Source organism: Fulvivirga aurantia, from assembly GCF_009711475.1.
Classification (GTDB): domain Bacteria; phylum Bacteroidota; class Bacteroidia; order Cytophagales; family Cyclobacteriaceae; genus Fulvivirga; species Fulvivirga aurantia.
In genome coordinates this window covers 1-15,619 of the sequence record NZ_SMMD01000907.1, presented here as the reverse complement: position 1 = coordinate 15,619, position 15,619 = coordinate 1, and the positions used below count along the sequence as shown (strand labels likewise).

The window sequence follows — 15,619 nt, the reverse complement described above, 5'->3', positions numbered from 1 at the left end:
TGGTCGACCACAAGGCAATTATGCCCGTCCGTATTATGGGTATCTAACACATCAAATTACCCCGGCTCCGCAATATCACCAATCCTGGTTTTTGGGTGCGGGTGGAGTGTACTCTACTGCTCAGGACTTGTCTAAATGGCTAGATATCATTCAGAGAGATGATTTCCTTAATGCTGGCTTAAGACAAGATCTCTTTTCTAAACACACCAAAGCGGGAGATTCATTTTATGGGTATGGTTGGCAAATAGAGCCATCTGGCACTATCAAGCATGATGGAGGTAATGCTGGCTTCATGTCTCATATTAGCTTCGACCCCACTACTAATCGTAAAGTAATCATCCTAACAAACAGAAGTTTTAGCGACATTCGCCAATTTGGGAAAAGCGCACAAAAAATCAGCAACTTGTCTAATGCTGTCTGGCAAAGTCTGGAAGGAAAGAAAGTTGATATACTACCAATGCCTTATAATGATATTGAAATTTGTACAGGCACATTTCGATTTGAGGATGATCTTTTGATTCATATCTATCGATCAGACTCGACCTTTCGTGTAAAAACCAATGATCATACACCTACAAGAATTGTAGCAAACACTCCACTACCTGGTAAAAACTTCAAAGAACGCGAGTTGATTGCTATTGCTGATCTGCTTAACAAGAAAAAGTTTTGGAAATTGGCTAAGTATTGTGATGGTGAAATGTCGTTTGTTGCCTATTCAGGACTACTCTCCTATGGATTTAAAACGATGACCGATAAGATCGGGAAATTGATCACAATTATTCCTTACAAGGTTGAAGACACTCATGGCATCATGCGGATGAAAGGCACTGAAGGCAACTTGGATATTATTGCTTACTTCAATGAAGATGGCGAAATACAGGGACTGTTTGAGCATGGGTTTTATTTAAATGATGATGTAACAGAGATGATTGCCTACGGTCAAAGTGAGAATACTTTGTTTGTCAATGGTTTCCCATATGGTGAGAAAGATTGCCGTCTTATATTTGAGAATGATGTAGTCTATTTAGAACAACATGGAAGGTCATTAAAAGCACAATTACAGAAATAAGAGTAACACTTAAAGTCATCTGTATAGGTCAACAAGCATACTGTTGACCTATTTTTTTCTTTTAATTAATTCAAAAATCACTATATTAGTAACTAGTTACGTACTTTATTACTAATATGATTTTAGATGAAATTGGAGAAATGTCTCTAGGCACACGATTAAGAATGTTAAGCGAGACGGTAATGAAAGATGCCAAAGAGTTGTATGCGCTATATGATGTAGAACTTAAGCCCAAATGGTTTCCCGTCTTTTATTCTCTTTCTCATATACCAGGTGGTAAATCGATCACATCGATTGCTAATGAAATAAAGCATTCTCACCCATCAGTAATTAAAATTGTGAAAGAAATGGCCAAGGCTGGTTTGGTAGTTGAAAAAAAGGATGATAAAGATGGTAGAAAAAATAACATACACCTAACTACCAAGGGCCGAGAGGTGGCTGTAAAGATCGAGCATCAATACCTGGATGTTGGTAATGCTATAAAAGATGCGTTAGCACAAACCAGACATAATTTATGGAAAGCCATGCAGGAATTTGAGTATCTTCTGGAGCAGCAATCGTTATACGAAAGAGTAGTAGCACAACGAAAAACAAGAGAAACTGCCTCAGTATCGATAGTTGAATACCACCCAAAATATAAGGAGGCCTTTAAGAAACTTAATGAAGAATGGATTACCCGATATTTTAAATTGGAAGCAGCAGACCTCAAAGCTATTGATCATCCGCAAGAAAATATTATCGATAAAGGAGGAGCAATATTAGTAGCAATAGAAGGTCATGCAGTATTAGGTGTATGTGCGCTACTCAAAATGGAAGATCGCCCCAAAGTTTACGAACTAGCTAAAATGGCTGTCTCACCTGCTGCTCAGGGTAAAGGAATCGGAAGGTTATTGGGTGAAGCAATTATTGATAAAGCCAGGCAACTGGATGCCGATATAGTCTATCTGGAAAGTAATACGAAGCTCAAGCCAGCGATTTCATTGTATGAAAAGTTAGGTTTTAAGAAGGTAGCTGGTCACCCCACCCCTTACGAGCGAGCTAATATACAAATGGAGTTAGTTCTATAAACAGACCGCTGTCATCATTAGAAAAATTAGATTATATTTATTTTAATTATACAACTAGTATGACAGCAGAATCAATCAAAATATTCCCTTTAGTCAACAAAGAAACCACAAAAACATTTGATGGTTACTTTACTATCTGCTGGATAAAAAACAGCATTGAGTTACTTGAGATAGATGGGGTTGATTACCATGACATTTCAAACTCTATTATCTTCCTAAACCATAATGTAAAGTGGAAGATCATACGTAAAAAAGACGACCAATCAGCAGGCTTTATTTTGTATTTGTCTGCTGAAATACTAGAGAATCCTTTACTAAGCAACCTACACATCAACGAAGTCAGGCTTTTTACGTCTGATAAAAAATTCCCTAAAATCACATTAGCTCCGGGGATCGAGAAAAGAACTCAAGCTATATTGGAGATGCTTGATGAGTTAATCGGCTCTCATCTTAAAAATAAAGACGATGCCATCATTTCACTCCTCAACACGTTTTTTGTCTACTGCGATGGCCAGTGCAATATCAAATCGGTGATTAATGAGAGCAACTCAAAAAAAACGATCGTCTACAATTACAAAAAGCTGATTGACCAGTGGTATGCCAAACATCACGAGGTAAACGATTATGCCGAATTGCTCAATATCTCTGATAAATACCTAAATGAGTGTGTAAAAGAGGTTTTAAACATCAATGCCAAAAGTCTTATTACCGAACAAAGAGTGATGCGCTCTCGCCATGCACTTAAGTTTAGTAATAAAACCATCAAGGAGATAGGGTATGACCTCGGCTTCTCATCGGCAGATTATTTCAGCTACTTTCTCAAAAAACACACCGGTCAAACGCCTTCTATGCTCAGAAAAAACTAGACCTTACAAAGTCTAAGGTATTACCGTGGTTTTCACATTCTACATGACTCTATTTTATTATAAATTGAATAAAATTTATAATCATGGATAGAAAAGAATTTATTAAAACATCTGGTGCAGCTGTAGGTCTCGCTGTACTGCCTATAGCCGCTCATAGCCAAAAGAGAAAAGTGGAGCCTGAGGTTACGAGCCCTAAAATCGTTAGAGATAAAGAAGGACAAATTTTAAATGTGATTGGAGACATACAAACGCACAAACTACTAGGCACAGATACTGGTAACCAAATAGTGGAATGGGTGGATAACGTTGAACCGGGCACAGGTATACCTCCTCATGTTCACACCTTGGAAGATGAAATTTTTAGGGTAATTCAGGGGGAGGTAGAAATCATGGTTGATGGTGAAGTAACCGTTTTAAAAGCAGGTGATATTGCCTTCGCTCCTAAAAATGTACCTCATGCCTGGAAGGTGATCGGTACAGAAAAAGTAAAAATGGCAACAAGCGCATTTCCAGCAGGAATCGAAGCCATGTTTACAGAGCTTTCTCAATTACCAGAAGGCCCTCCGGACTTTGCTAAAGTTGCAGAGATCTGCGGTCGTTTCGGTATTTCGTTTGTGTAGAGGTAAGCTTACTTCCTCCAAACTGAGTCTACATAGTAGCTATTCTTATCATAAAAGTTCTGAGCGATGGTAAAGCCTGCCTGCAGGGCCAGATTAGAGACGTCTCTCATTCCATATTTTTGAGAGATTTCCATGTGAATAGATTCCCAGGGATCGAAGTCTATCACCTGGCCTTGTAGTTCTACCTGTTGTCTTTCTGTACTTATAAGGTAGCTTTCTGTTGTACCCGTCTGCGGGTTGTAAGATGGGAAATGACGGAATTTATCCAGGTCAAAGTTTGCTCCAAGCTCTTTATTAATTCTGTCTAGTAAATTAAAATTAAAGGCCCGGGTTACGCCCTCACTGTCATCATATGCCTTCAATATAACAGAAGGGTCTTTCTTTAAATCAAAACCAATCATCACCATATCTCCTCGATGTAGCCCATCGTATAGACCTTTAAGAAAATTGAAGGCCTGATCTCCCGTGAAATTTCCAATATTGGAGCCAAGAAACAGCACCACATTCCTGGTACCATTATTTTCTAATTGCTGTAGCGCTCTGAAATAATCATTTTCTATACCCTCTACTTTTAAATCCGGCAGCTCCTTTTTCAGTGAATTTTCCAGGATGTTTAAAACATTCCCCGATATATCGATGGGTACGTATTTAAACCTTGCCTCCTTTTCCAAAAAATGCTTGAGCAACACCTTGGTTTTATAACCATCACCAGCGCCAAATTCAACCAAATTAAATTTACCTACGTCCGACCCAAATAGAGACAGTAATTGACTCTTGTAAGTATCTAAAATTTCGTACTCAGAATTAGTTAGGTAATATTCGTCAAGTGCCATTATTTTCTGAAAAAGCTTATCTCCTTTTTCATCGTAAAAATATTTTGATGGCAATTGTTTCGGAGTGTCTGAGAGGCCCTTTATTACATCCTGGGCAAATTGGTCGTTCATTTACTTTACGTGGTCTTTGTATTTTTTGCTAGCCTCAATCCAGAAAACATCCATCTAAGGTGAGGGTGAAAAAAGTTTCTATATGTATTTCTTATATGCACTCTCTGTGTAGCACAAGAGCCCCCTTTCAATACCATCTGATTAACCATAAACTTACCATTATACTCTCCTACTGCTCCTTCCGGGGCTTCATAAAATGGATATGGCAAATATGCACTGCTTGTCCACTCCCAAACATCACCGTAGAGTTGATTGTTTTTACCCTCAGCAGATTTAGTTTCAAACTGCTCAGTTTCAACAAAATTACTTGCCCTGGAAATTTCGCCATACTTTGCGCAAGCCACCTCCCACTCAAACTCAGTAGGCAATCTCAGGCCTTTCCATTTTGCATAAGCATCTGCCTCAAAATAGCTGATGTGGGTAACCGGTGCATGTAGATCGAGTGGTTTTAAGCCTCCTCGCAGTGAGTACATCATCCACTCACCATTTACCTTATGCCAGTATTCAGGTGCTTTTATTTCATTTTGATTGACCCACTCCCATCCTTCCGAGAGCCAATGTCTGAAATAAGAATACCCACCGGCTTCGATAAACTCCAGAAACTCACCATTGGTCACCAGGCGATCCATAATTTCATAACCATGAAGGTAAACCTTGTGTCTGCCTAATTCATTGTCGAAACTAAAGCCGGGGCCTTGATGCCCTATGGAGTAAACACCCTCTTCAATTGTCATAAAACCTATTGGACTTACCTCACCGTCAGCTTTTGATTTTTCTTCCAGATACGCTGGGAAAGTAGGGTTGTGCCCCAAAATATACTTTATGTCGTAAATAAGCAGCTCTTGATGTTGCTGCTCATGTTGGATTCCTAACTCCAGAAGTGTGATAAGGTCATCAGACAAGCCACCATCTAAAAGCTGGCTCATAGCCTGATCTACATGTTTGCGGTAATTTAAAACTTCTTCTACACCCGGGCGGGTAATATTACCTCTGTTTGTTCTTATAACTCTTTCGCCTACGCTCTCATAATAGCTGTTAAACAGAAAGCTAAATTGATCATGATAAATCTCGTAACCCGATAAATGATTCTTTAATAAAAAAGTCTCGAAAAACCACGTAGTATGTCCGAGGTGCCACTTTGGAGGGCTTACCTCCTCTACAGGTTGCACCACATGATCTTCTGGTGAGAGTCTACTACAAATATCTACTGTCTTCTTTCTAACCCCGAGAAATCTTTCTTTCAGGGACACATCTTCTACTATCATAATTCTAAATCGGTGGTTTTATTTAAAATTAAGAGATGTTGACCGGAAAAGGAATTTATTAGGGATGATCTGGAGCAGATTCTTAAAATTCAGAAAGATTCTTTGTAGTACAGGTATATAGCTAAATGAAATAAAGCAAAGAAAACCGCTACAGACACCAGGCATACATAGTATGATATAAGCATATTTTCTCTTAGTTGGTGTATATAAGTTTACGCAATCAGTTGAAATAAGGTTATTTCGTCCAGTTTGAGCGCGTAATTTTCTTGACCATTGGTAAGAAATAACTGCCAAAGCTTCTCGTTAAGGCTTATATTCGCAGAAGTAAAAAAATTTGAGAAGACATGAATAAAAGAGTGAGAGGAGTATTCCCACTGGCAATAGCATTGCTACTTATAAGTAGTGCGACTATGGCCCAAAGCCTTACTTCAAACAGCAGCCAGCTGCCACCAAAAAATTGGTTTGTGCTAGACCCTGCTGATGATGCTGTACAAGGTTTGAGTATTGACAAAGCCTATGAGTTAGTAGAAGGTAAGCCTTCTAAAAAGGTAACTGTTGCTGTAATTGATAGTGGTGTTGATATAGACCATGAAGACCTAACAGGTAAAATCTGGATCAACGAAGACGAAATCGCGGATAACGGAATCGATGATGACAAAAATGGTTATATAGACGATAGGTTTGGTTGGAATTTCATTGGTGGAAAAGACGGTAACGTAGAACAAGACACTTACGAACTCACACGCATCTATGTAAGACTAAAAGATAAGTATGACGGTGTTGAAGAAAAGAAGGTAAAAAAGAGAGACCGGGATGAGTATGCTTTCTGGTTGAAAGTAAAAGAAGATTTTGAAGAGACTTATAACAAGGCGAACCAGCAATATGAGTTTTATTCTTCATTCCAGGCCAACTTGCTAAGATTCCACACCTTATTGAAAGCTTACTTTGATACAGATACTCTTACAGTAGATAATCTACGTCAGCTAGAAACACAAGATTCAGTGCTTCTTGTAGCTAGAAACATAGTAGGCGTTATCTTTCAAAATGCAGGCGAGGATGCTGATTTTGAAGCCATCGCTGAAGAACTAACAGGCGCAGTTGAGTATTTTGGCAATCAGGTGAATTATGCCTATAACACAGAATTTGATCCAAGAACTATTGTAGGTGATGATTACAACGACCCTTACGAAAAAGGGTATGGAAACTCAGACGTAAAAGGTCATGACCCAAGCCACGGTACTCACGTAGCCGGAATCATTGCTGCCAACAGAGGTAATGACCTGGGTATTCAGGGTATTGCAGAAAATGTAGAGATAATGGTGGTGAGAGCTGTGCCAGATGGAGACGAGCGCGATAAAGACGTTGCCAATGCCATTATATATGCCGTTGATAACGGTGCTGATATCATCAACATGAGTTTCGGAAAATCATATTCACACAAAAAGAGGCCGTTGATAAGGCAGTGAAATATGCCGAAAGTAAAGGTGTGTTACTTGTACACGCAGCAGGAAACAGCTCTAAAAATATTGACAAAAGAGACAATTTCCCATCACGCGCGATAGCTGATGGTTCAGAAGCTAACAACTGGTTAGAAATTGGTGCATCATCTTGGGGTGACAATGAAAATTTTGTAGGTAGCTTTTCAAACTATGGCAAAACCACAGTAGATGTATTTGCTCCGGGTGTTGAAATATACTCTACCACACCTGATAATACTTATCAATCATTTGATGGTACCAGTATGGCCGCACCATCTACAGCTGGTGTAGCTGCTTTAATCATGTCTTATTTCCCTGAGCTAAGTGCTTTTCAAGTGAGGGATATCATCAGAAAGTCTTCTCGCAGATTTGATAACTTAACTGTGATAAGACCTGGAGACTCTCAACTCTCTGTTAAGTTCGATGAATTATCAATTACAGGTGGATTGGTAAATGCTTATGAAGCCATTAAAATGGCTCAGAGCATGAGCATGCAAAAAGAGAACTAACACAGCCATTAACTTTTTAAATCTGAAGCTGTTTCAAATCAGAAGGTTTTAAAATACATCTATTGTATATTTACCTCCTGATGAAACAGCTTCTTTTTATTTACAATCAATCAAACAATTTATGTACGACATATTAAGACATGCCCACTCTGGTTTAAGGTGGCTGGTATTGATAGCCTTGGTAATTGCGATCTTCAATGCATTTTCTAAAAAAGGCAAGCCATTTACTTCAGGTGACAAGAAACTATCTCTTTTTGCACTTATTTTTACTCATCTACAATTTGTAATCGGTCTTATTCTCTATTTTGTGAGTCCAAAAGTTGTATTCGCGGGTACATCTATGAAATCCGAAGTGCTTAGATTTTATCTGGTTGAGCATAGTTTAATTATGATCTTGGCCATCGTATTGATCACGATAGGTTACAGCAAAGCAAAAAGAGCAACTATCGATGCTAAGAAATTTAAGACGATCGGCATATTCTACCTTATTGGTCTGCTACTAATTCTTGCAGGTATACCATGGCCATTTAGAGATCTCGGAGCAGGCTGGTTCTAATCAAAACAGACTCTTTAAAATATTTCAAGGCTGTCTTGCATCAATTTGCAGGCAGCCTTATTTTTATTTCACAGATGGGTAAAATAAGTATTATACAAGGGGATATCACAAGCCTGGAGGTAGATGCAATAGTAAATGCCGCCAACGAATCTCTGCTGGGTGGCGGTGGTGTTGATGGTGCCATCCATCGTGCTGCTGGGCCAGAGTTACTGGATTTCAACAAAACCTTAGGAGGCTGCAAAACAGGGGAAGCCAAAATAAGTCCGGGATTTAAACTTCCGGCAAAATATGTCATATCAACCGTTGGCCCGGTTTGGCAAGATGGCAACCATAAAGAAGCCGAAGCTCTACGCGCATGCTATGAAAATTGCCTTGCCCTGGCATCGAAAAATGAAGTAAGCTCCATTGCTTTTCCTGCTATAAGCACCGGGGTTTATGGCTTTCCATTAGATAAAGCAACAGAAATTGCTTTTGACACAATCAATCAGTTTTTAAATAAACAGCCAACTGACTTGCAAGTGACCCTGGTATTCTTTTCAGGAGCTGATTACACGAAAGCAAAAGATATTTATGAGCAAAAGATGTGATTTTCTTACATCAGGCATATTTTGATTGAATTTCATGAAATCATAACCATCACTTTATCTAACTTAGTAAGGTCTCAAAAAGACAATCCACGACACCAACCCCGACCATTGATTTTTTAAACTTGATCTATGTATGGCGGGAAATTACACATCAGCAGTATTAAGAGAATTTATTAACACTTCCACACCCATGTGGGTCTATTGCCAGCAAACCCTACAGTTTTTAGAGGTTAATGAGGCTGCGATTGAGAAGTATGGTTGCACCAGAGATGAATTTCTGCAGATGACCATCAAACAAATCAGGCCGGCAGAAGAAGTTGCAAAGCTTGACCTTGCCATAGAGCAAATAGATAAAGAAGGTAAAGTTGACAGTGGTGCCTGGTTGCATCAAAACAAGGCCGGTAAAACCTTTTATATGCACGTGCATGGTAGCCCGATACAATTTGAAGGTAAAAAGGCTCGATTAATCACCGCTTTTGATACAGACGCTAAAATAAAGGCACTAATCGCCAATAAGGAGTTAGAAGCTGATTTATTAGAGCATTCAACCCGGATAGAAAACATTCTCGAAAGTATTACCGATGGATTTTTTGCTGTAGATAATCAACTCAGGTTTACCTACATCAATAGCCAATGCGAAAAGATTTTTGGCATTTCAAAGTTCACTCTTATCAATAAAAATATTGAAGAGGCCTTTCCTGAAGATAAAACCGACCTCGTACAGCAATGTAATCGTGCTTTAGGTCGTAATGAGAAAATTAATTTTAGTGAATATTGTGAGCCGCTGGATGCGTGGTTTTCTATTACTATTTACCCTACAACAGATGGTGTAAGTGTTTTCTTTCGAGATATTACAAGTGAGAAACTGCTGCAAAACGAGATCAATGCTGAGCGATATAACCTTAGTGCACTCATAAACAATACTGACGACCTCATTTGGTCTATTGACTCAAACTTCAATATCATTTCTGCTAATGAGAATTTTTTAGAAATTACAAGACTGGGCGACAAGCGCTTACAAAAAGGGCAAAGTGTATTTTCTAATTTCTTTGACGCAAATGTAATAAAGCAATGGAAGGACAATTACAGTCGTGCCCTACGCGGTGAGTCTTACACGCTGGAAGTATTGTCTGAAGAGTTTAATTATTTGGCTATATACTATGAGGTGAATTTTAACCCGATTTGTAACGAGGAAGATGAAATTATTGGGGTAGGATGTTTTGCCAAAAATATAACGAAACAAAAAAAGCACGACCTTATTATTAAACATCACAAGGAAGTGCTCAATGAGGCAGCACCGGCCAATAATCAACCGAAGGTGAAAAAGGCCGGAATGATTGATATTATCTCACAATTTGATTTTGAAAATCCTAGATGTAACGAGAATCACAATTTACTTGAGCAGCTTAAATCAACCGCAAAGCAATTAGAAACTATTATGAGTCAGTCGATCAACGCGACTTTCAATTAATAAGAATTTAGGGCCTCCTTTCTCATCTCTAACTTCACACTATCAGGTTGCTTATAGTCGTGACGGTAAACGGCACCTTCCCACTCACCATACATAGGGTTTGGCAGCATCACAAAATTATTGAGTAGCTCCTCTTTATTTTTTTCAACCAGCTGCTTACCCCAGTCCTCATCTCGGTCGGCATACAACTGAGAGTAATCGGTGAGATTGTCGCCCACAAAAACGAGGATATTGTAATCATCACTCACAGTAGCTCTGCGGTTAGTTTTGTCTGATGTTTCCTCTTTTAAGAAAACATAAGCTGAGTCTGCGTTTGGAAAACCTTCGTCTTTAAGATTTTGGATAGTTGGTCCAAGAACCTTAACAGAGCGATTAGAAATATAAATTACCTCCACTCCTTTTTCCTTAGCATACACCACAAACTTCTTTACGCCCGGTAGTGCTTTGGCTTTTCCTCTTTTCGTCCAGTCCATCCAGCTTTCTGAAGCGTACAATTTACCTTCCTCTAACAAACGCCCCTGATAAGGACTGTTATCTAAAACAGTTTCATCAATATCAAGCACCACAGCAGGGTTTTCAACTTCTCCTTGTGAGAGTTTCTCATCTAATAATAATTGCGCATATCTGTAAGCTTGCAAGTAAGATAGGTGCATCTCTGCAGAGGTCTGATACCATAAGACTGCACCACCCAACTCTTTAGCTATTTCTGCTTCGTAGTCTGTCTTTTCCTGTTTAGCAGTCTGTTGACATGCCGCCAGCGCAGTAAGTATTAGTAGAAAATATATATAATTGATTCGCTTCATTTATCACTCTATTTTTAAGGGCTTGCAAAATACAGTGCTTTGTGTAAATTCATTGTATGAAATCGCTACTTTTCACGCTTTTGTCACTCATTTATTTTCAGACCCTGGCACAGGTAGAGCATAATTTCGAGATGACGCCCAGCAGCACAGATTGTCATGAGATCAAAGGCATGAAAAATCTTTCTTTAGACAGTGCTATGCATGTAATCACGCATTCTACTTTTAAGACTAAGCAACAAATTAAGATATCCAGATATCAATCCCCTCGTCAGTTGGCTTATTACTCGTGCGACAATATTGAGGGCTATATCATAGCTCAGGAGGACGATTCTACTTATAGTATTTATGAAAAAGTACCCAAATCCATGTGGGATTCTCTTCTCAATGCTTCTGACCCCATAGGGATTTATAACTCTTCTATGTTGAAAGTATATCAAATTAAGATTTCACAGGATTAATCCGAGAGTCACTTTATTTCAACCTGATATTTTATTATCTTATCTGTAACACGTTGATGTTGAGACTTTAACACCTAACCATGATCGAGCCACAGACGCTAAAAACTGAATTTTTTAGAACAATGGCTGACAATATGATCGATCTAGTCGCTCTTCACGAACTAGACGGTACGTATTTATATGTTAGCCCTTCAGCCAGCAGTCTCTTGGGTTACACGCCCGAAGAACTGGTGGGTTCTAGCCCATATTTGATGTTTCACCCAGAAGACATCGCTCATATAGAAAATGAATCGCATCGCCAGGCACTGGCAGGTAAAAGGATTATATCTGTAGAGTATCGCATCAGAAAGAAAGATGGCTCCTACATATGGTTTGACACTAACACCATGCCCATCACTGATGTCGAAGGCAAAGTAATAAAGCTACAGACCGTCTCCAGAGATATAACTGAGAAAAAAAATAATGAGATGGCTTTGCAAAAGCTCAATCTCGAACTTGGCCTTTTAAATAATCAAAAAGATAAATTGCTGTCTGTAATCTCTCATGATCTTAGAGGGCCGTTTTTAAGTTTTCAAGGCTTGTTTGACCTTGTACTAAAGGATTTTGACAGCTGCTCAAAAGAAGAGTTGAAGTCTTTGCTAAATGGTTTAAAAAAGAATTGTGACAACACATTTGTATTACTACAAGACTTGCTATTGTGGTCACGCAATCAGTTTGATGCCATCCAGATGACGATGGAGCCCTTAGACGTACAACAAGCGAGTGATGAGGTAATCAATTGCCTAAATGGACAGGCCACTGAAAAGTCTATTGAAATCATAAACCATATACCAAAAAACCTAAAAGTAGTTACCGACAGGCAAATGTTTAAGACCATCATTAGAAACCTGATTTCTAATGCGCTAAAGTTTAGTAACTGCGAAAGTGAGGTGATTCTAACTGCCAAAACCAATGATAATTTCGTGGAATTTACCGTTGAGGATTTTGGAAATGGAATTGCTCCTGAAGCTATGGAAAGTATTTTAAGTGTAAAAGAAATTCATACCACAGCCGGCACAGAAGGTGAAAAAGGATTTGGTCTTGGCCTTGGCATCTGCCGTGACTTTATAAATAAGCTCGGAGGCCACATTTTTGTTGACAGCGAGCTTAATATTGGCAGCAGATTTACCTTTACATTACCTGTGTAGTTTACAAGTCTGAATGTTTTTCGTAAGCCTTTATTTCAGTTTTGAGCCAGGCTGGAATTTCAATGCTTTTTCTTTCCTTTAAGTCAAACATCACCTGAGTGCTCTTGCCAATGGCGTGCAGTATTTGTTCTCCGTTTTTCTCTGAAGCTATGGCATACTCAAGATCAAAGCTTTTGCCTCCAAATCGGGAAGTTCTCACCCAAACCGTGGGCTTACTGTCTGTGAGTTTTAATTCTCTCTTGTAATCACATGAGATATTGGCAATTAGGAACATATGTTTGTGCCAATCCCAGGTAGGACTAGCAGCAGACATGTATTTACCCCTGCCGAGCTCAAAATATTGAATGTAAATAGAGTTATTCACATGGGCCAATGGGTCTAAATCCATCCACCGCACTTGTAACTCCTGATTAAAAATAAAAGATTCGGCAAGGTTCATAATATACGTTTACTCAAAGTTCGATAATGGTCTAACGCCTTGTTACCAGTGGTAATGCCGCGCTATCAGTAGGGTTGACCGCTTTTCCTTCCTCAGGTCTACTTTTAGTTTTCTCAGTTTTCTTATCTTCTGCAGCCAATGGTATTTCAAACTTCTCTTTATGTGCACTGCACGCACCTAATGCTATAATGGTTATTGCACTAATTATAAAGGATTTACGCATAGTTAAGCTGTAATTATAGACAAAAGCACCCTGGTGTGCTTAATTTTTGCACTAAAAAACAACTATATCATTTAAAAGTCAATTACCACATGTCAATATAATTCCTTCCACCATTGCTGCTGGGGATAATTGCCTGATTTTATTTGGATAGTCTCACCAATTTTGGGCGTGGCTAAATTGAGCCCTAAGCTTTCAGCCTTTTCTGTCACCCTTTTTATAGGATCGTCCCAACTATGCATTGCCAGTCTAAAAGCTCCCCAGTGTATAGGCATTACAACCTCCGCACCTAAGTCAACCCCTGCTACAGCGGTCTCTTCCGGCAGCATGTGTATGTCTCTCCAGCGCTCATCATATTGGCCGCACTCCATCATCGCAAAATCAAATGGGCCGTATTTCTCTCCAATTTCTTTAAAATGAGGACCGTAGCCACTATCACCGCTAAAAAATATTGATGTAGTGGCACTCTTTATCACCCAACTGCACCATAAAGTAGCAAAACGATCATTGATTGCTCTGCCAGAAAAATGCCTTGCCGGTGTGCTCGTAAGCGTCAATGACTTGTGATTAATCGTTTCCCACCAGTCTAACTCATGTATTTTTTCAGATGACACGCCCCAGGCTTCAAGATGAGCTCCAAGCCCTAACGGAACGTAAAAATTTTGCACCTTATCTTTAATTCTTACTACAGATCCATAGTCAAGATGATCGTAATGATCATGTGAGAAAATGACTGCATCGATACTTGGCAGCTTGTCTACAGCCAATGGTAATTCTTTATTAAAACGCTTGGGCCCGAGCATTGGATGTGGTGCGGGCGTTGCCCCAAACATAGGATCGATCAAAACATTAAGACCATCGACTTCCAGCAAAAATGTAGAGTGGCCAAACCACGTCAATGTGGTGAGCGAGTCTGGTCGGTTGGCAATGGATAGAGAGTCGAGTGTGACCATAGGTAGCGGTTGCTTTGGTTCTCGATTAGGTGCCCCTTTAAAAAACTGGAACATCACCTTTACAGTTTCCTTAAAACTAAGCCCCATTTTTGTCTCTACTTCATTAGTAAATTTACCGTCCTCATATTGTCTCGACTGGGCATAGATTTCTTTTTTAGCATCAGAAACATCACCACCAAATTCAGGGCTCAGATTTACGAACAATATGCCGGTTACAACAATTACCGCAATCAAACCCAGGATTATCATACCTGCCATTTTAAAAACTTTTATTATTAGAGAGATCACTAACATGCCACACTGTATCTATTTAACCTGACTCATCAGTACCTTATCAAATACACGATCACCAAACCATTTTCTTACAAACATCATAGGTTTAGCCAACTTCCCTTTTACATAACGTGTTTTTGGCTTTTTTGCCTTAATGGCTTTAGAAATAACCTTGGCGATAACATCGGGTGATGATCCTCCACCTTCTTTATAAGAGTCAGAGGTTGCTTTCTTCATAGCCTTGGCAATGTTAGCATAAGGCCCACTACCCGATCGCTCAAACATAGGGTCGATCATTACTTCTCCAAATTCTGTGGTAATTACGCCAGGCTCGACAATCACCACGTCAATACCAAACTGCTTTAATTCTAATCGCAAGCAGTCAGACCAACCTTCGAGGGCATGTTTCGTACCGTGATACCATGCGCCAAAAGGCATATAAATTTTACCTCCCATTGACGAAATATTGATGATTTTGCCAAATCGCTGCTCCCTCATGTGTGGTATCACCAACTGTGTGATGCGTGCCAGACCAAAAATATTGACCTCAAACTGCCTACGTGCTTCATCAATCGTTGTATCTTCAACTGCCCCATAAATGGCATATCCCGCATTATTTACGAGCACATCTACACCACCATGTTTTGATTGTATGGTCTCAACCACATCTTGTATGTCCTGATCTACCGTAATATCCATTTTCAAAGGAATGGCACCCAGATCTTTTAGATCATTCATTTTTTCGATGCGTCTTGCTGCTACATATACAATATGTCCTTCATTTAGCAAACGCTTGGCAGTTGCCTTACCTATTCCTGAAGAGGCTCCTGTAACTAAAACTACTTGTTGTTTTT

The 15,619-nt window shown here is 39.3% G+C and carries 18 protein-coding genes; 11 read left to right on the top strand and 7 right to left on the bottom strand.

Annotation, left to right across the window (positions count from 1 at the left end; all coding sequences use genetic code 11):
* From E1176_RS16170 to E1176_RS16155, 4 genes are all read left to right on the top strand, one after another.
* On the top strand, positions 1-1,069 hold a 1,069-nt coding region (locus tag E1176_RS16170; protein WP_155211927.1), incomplete at its 5' end, for a serine hydrolase.
* 116 nt (positions 1,070-1,185) lie between these two features.
* The gene (locus E1176_RS16165; RefSeq protein WP_155211925.1) at positions 1,186-2,136 is read left to right on the top strand and encodes a bifunctional helix-turn-helix transcriptional regulator/GNAT family N-acetyltransferase; all 951 of its coding nucleotides are present in this window, start codon (positions 1,186-1,188) and stop codon (positions 2,134-2,136) included.
* Between the two features lie 59 nt (positions 2,137-2,195).
* Positions 2,196-3,002 (top strand): helix-turn-helix domain-containing protein, encoded by an 807-nt coding sequence (locus E1176_RS16160; RefSeq protein ID WP_155211923.1) that lies wholly within the window; start codon positions 2,196-2,198, stop codon positions 3,000-3,002.
* A gap of 83 nt (positions 3,003-3,085) precedes the next feature.
* A complete protein-coding gene (locus E1176_RS16155; RefSeq protein ID WP_155211922.1) occupies positions 3,086-3,622 on the top strand; it encodes a cupin domain-containing protein in 537 nt (178 codons plus the stop codon).
* An 8-nt stretch (positions 3,623-3,630) separates the two neighbouring features.
* Here the strand turns inward: E1176_RS16155 and egtD are convergent, their stop codons facing one another.
* Both egtD and egtB read right to left on the bottom strand, forming a co-directional pair.
* Positions 3,631-4,566: an L-histidine N(alpha)-methyltransferase gene (gene egtD / locus E1176_RS16150; RefSeq protein ID WP_155211920.1), complete on the bottom strand. Its 936-nt coding sequence runs from the start codon at positions 4,564-4,566 to the stop codon at positions 3,631-3,633.
* A 5-nt stretch (positions 4,567-4,571) separates the two neighbouring features.
* Complete coding sequence (gene egtB / locus E1176_RS16145; RefSeq protein WP_155211918.1) at positions 4,572-5,831, bottom strand: ergothioneine biosynthesis protein EgtB; 1,260 nt, start codon at positions 5,829-5,831, stop codon at positions 4,572-4,574.
* Between the two features lie 344 nt (positions 5,832-6,175).
* On the opposite strand from egtB, the gene E1176_RS21290 reads away from it, so the two are divergent.
* From E1176_RS21290 to E1176_RS16125, 5 genes are all read left to right on the top strand, one after another.
* Positions 6,176-7,297: a S8 family serine peptidase gene (locus tag E1176_RS21290; protein ID WP_281349579.1), complete on the top strand. Its 1,122-nt coding sequence runs from the start codon at positions 6,176-6,178 to the stop codon at positions 7,295-7,297.
* Positions 7,294-7,818 (top strand): S8 family serine peptidase, encoded by a 525-nt coding sequence (locus E1176_RS21285; RefSeq protein ID WP_343030553.1) that lies wholly within the window; start codon positions 7,294-7,296, stop codon positions 7,816-7,818. Before E1176_RS21290 ends, E1176_RS21285 begins: the two co-directional genes overlap by 4 nt.
* Before the next feature lie 121 nt (positions 7,819-7,939).
* Positions 7,940-8,374, top strand: coding sequence for a cytochrome B (locus E1176_RS16135; RefSeq protein ID WP_155211916.1), 435 nt, complete (start codon positions 7,940-7,942; stop codon positions 8,372-8,374).
* Between the two features lie 74 nt (positions 8,375-8,448).
* Entirely contained in the window at positions 8,449-8,961 is a 513-nt protein-coding gene (locus tag E1176_RS16130; RefSeq protein WP_155211914.1) for an O-acetyl-ADP-ribose deacetylase, read from the top strand.
* Positions 8,962-9,094: 133 nt separating this feature from the next.
* Positions 9,095-10,432 (top strand): PAS domain-containing protein, encoded by a 1,338-nt coding sequence (locus E1176_RS16125; protein WP_155211912.1) that lies wholly within the window; start codon positions 9,095-9,097, stop codon positions 10,430-10,432.
* Here E1176_RS16125 and E1176_RS16120 read toward each other — a convergent pair.
* Positions 10,429-11,235 (bottom strand): 5'-nucleotidase, lipoprotein e(P4) family, encoded by an 807-nt coding sequence (locus E1176_RS16120; RefSeq protein WP_155211910.1) that lies wholly within the window; start codon positions 11,233-11,235, stop codon positions 10,429-10,431. The two genes, E1176_RS16125 and E1176_RS16120, sit on opposite strands and share 4 nt — an antisense overlap.
* Positions 11,236-11,291: 56 nt before the next feature.
* Between E1176_RS16120 and E1176_RS16115 the strand changes: the two genes are divergently transcribed.
* Together E1176_RS16115 and E1176_RS16110 are read left to right on the top strand one after the other, a co-directional pair.
* A complete protein-coding gene (locus E1176_RS16115; protein WP_155211908.1) occupies positions 11,292-11,693 on the top strand; it encodes a hypothetical protein in 402 nt (133 codons plus the stop codon).
* Positions 11,694-11,773: 80 nt separating this feature from the next.
* On the top strand, positions 11,774-12,880 hold the full coding sequence (locus E1176_RS16110; RefSeq protein ID WP_155211907.1) for a PAS domain-containing sensor histidine kinase: 1,107 nt from the start codon (positions 11,774-11,776) through the stop codon (positions 12,878-12,880).
* A gap of 1 nt (position 12,881) precedes the next feature.
* Here E1176_RS16110 and E1176_RS16105 read toward each other — a convergent pair whose 3' ends face one another.
* From E1176_RS16105 to E1176_RS16090, 4 genes are all read right to left on the bottom strand, one after another.
* Entirely contained in the window at positions 12,882-13,319 is a 438-nt protein-coding gene (locus E1176_RS16105; RefSeq protein ID WP_155211905.1) for an acyl-CoA thioesterase, read from the bottom strand.
* Between the two features lie 31 nt (positions 13,320-13,350).
* Positions 13,351-13,542 (bottom strand): hypothetical protein, encoded by a 192-nt coding sequence (locus E1176_RS16100; protein ID WP_155211903.1) that lies wholly within the window; start codon positions 13,540-13,542, stop codon positions 13,351-13,353.
* A gap of 92 nt (positions 13,543-13,634) precedes the next feature.
* Positions 13,635-14,750, bottom strand: coding sequence for an MBL fold metallo-hydrolase (locus tag E1176_RS16095; RefSeq protein ID WP_246206099.1), 1,116 nt, complete (start codon positions 14,748-14,750; stop codon positions 13,635-13,637).
* 48 nt (positions 14,751-14,798) lie between these two features.
* Positions 14,799-15,619 (bottom strand): oxidoreductase (locus E1176_RS16090; RefSeq protein ID WP_155211902.1); only part of this gene is annotated, 821 nt, incomplete at its 5' end.

Coding starts and splice junctions, on each gene's coding strand:
- E1176_RS16165 (WP_155211925.1), top strand. CDS start 1,186: ATGATTTTAGATGAAATTGGAGAAATGTCTCTAGGCACACGATTAAGA.
- E1176_RS16160 (WP_155211923.1), top strand. CDS start 2,196: ATGACAGCAGAATCAATCAAAATATTCCCTTTAGTCAACAAAGAAACC.
- E1176_RS16155 (WP_155211922.1), top strand. CDS start 3,086: ATGGATAGAAAAGAATTTATTAAAACATCTGGTGCAGCTGTAGGTCTC.
- egtD (WP_155211920.1), bottom strand. CDS start 4,566: ATGAACGACCAATTTGCCCAGGATGTAATAAAGGGCCTCTCAGACACT.
- egtB (WP_155211918.1), bottom strand. CDS start 5,831: ATGATAGTAGAAGATGTGTCCCTGAAAGAAAGATTTCTCGGGGTTAGA.
- E1176_RS21290 (WP_281349579.1), top strand. CDS start 6,176: ATGAATAAAAGAGTGAGAGGAGTATTCCCACTGGCAATAGCATTGCTA.
- E1176_RS16135 (WP_155211916.1), top strand. CDS start 7,940: ATGTACGACATATTAAGACATGCCCACTCTGGTTTAAGGTGGCTGGTA.
- E1176_RS16130 (WP_155211914.1), top strand. CDS start 8,449: ATGGGTAAAATAAGTATTATACAAGGGGATATCACAAGCCTGGAGGTA.
- E1176_RS16125 (WP_155211912.1), top strand. CDS start 9,095: ATGGCGGGAAATTACACATCAGCAGTATTAAGAGAATTTATTAACACT.
- E1176_RS16120 (WP_155211910.1), bottom strand. CDS start 11,235: ATGAAGCGAATCAATTATATATATTTTCTACTAATACTTACTGCGCTG.
- E1176_RS16115 (WP_155211908.1), top strand. CDS start 11,292: ATGAAATCGCTACTTTTCACGCTTTTGTCACTCATTTATTTTCAGACC.
- E1176_RS16110 (WP_155211907.1), top strand. CDS start 11,774: ATGATCGAGCCACAGACGCTAAAAACTGAATTTTTTAGAACAATGGCT.
- E1176_RS16105 (WP_155211905.1), bottom strand. CDS start 13,319: ATGAACCTTGCCGAATCTTTTATTTTTAATCAGGAGTTACAAGTGCGG.
- E1176_RS16100 (WP_155211903.1), bottom strand. CDS start 13,542: ATGCGTAAATCCTTTATAATTAGTGCAATAACCATTATAGCATTAGGT.
- E1176_RS16095 (WP_246206099.1), bottom strand. CDS start 14,750: ATGGCAGGTATGATAATCCTGGGTTTGATTGCGGTAATTGTTGTAACC.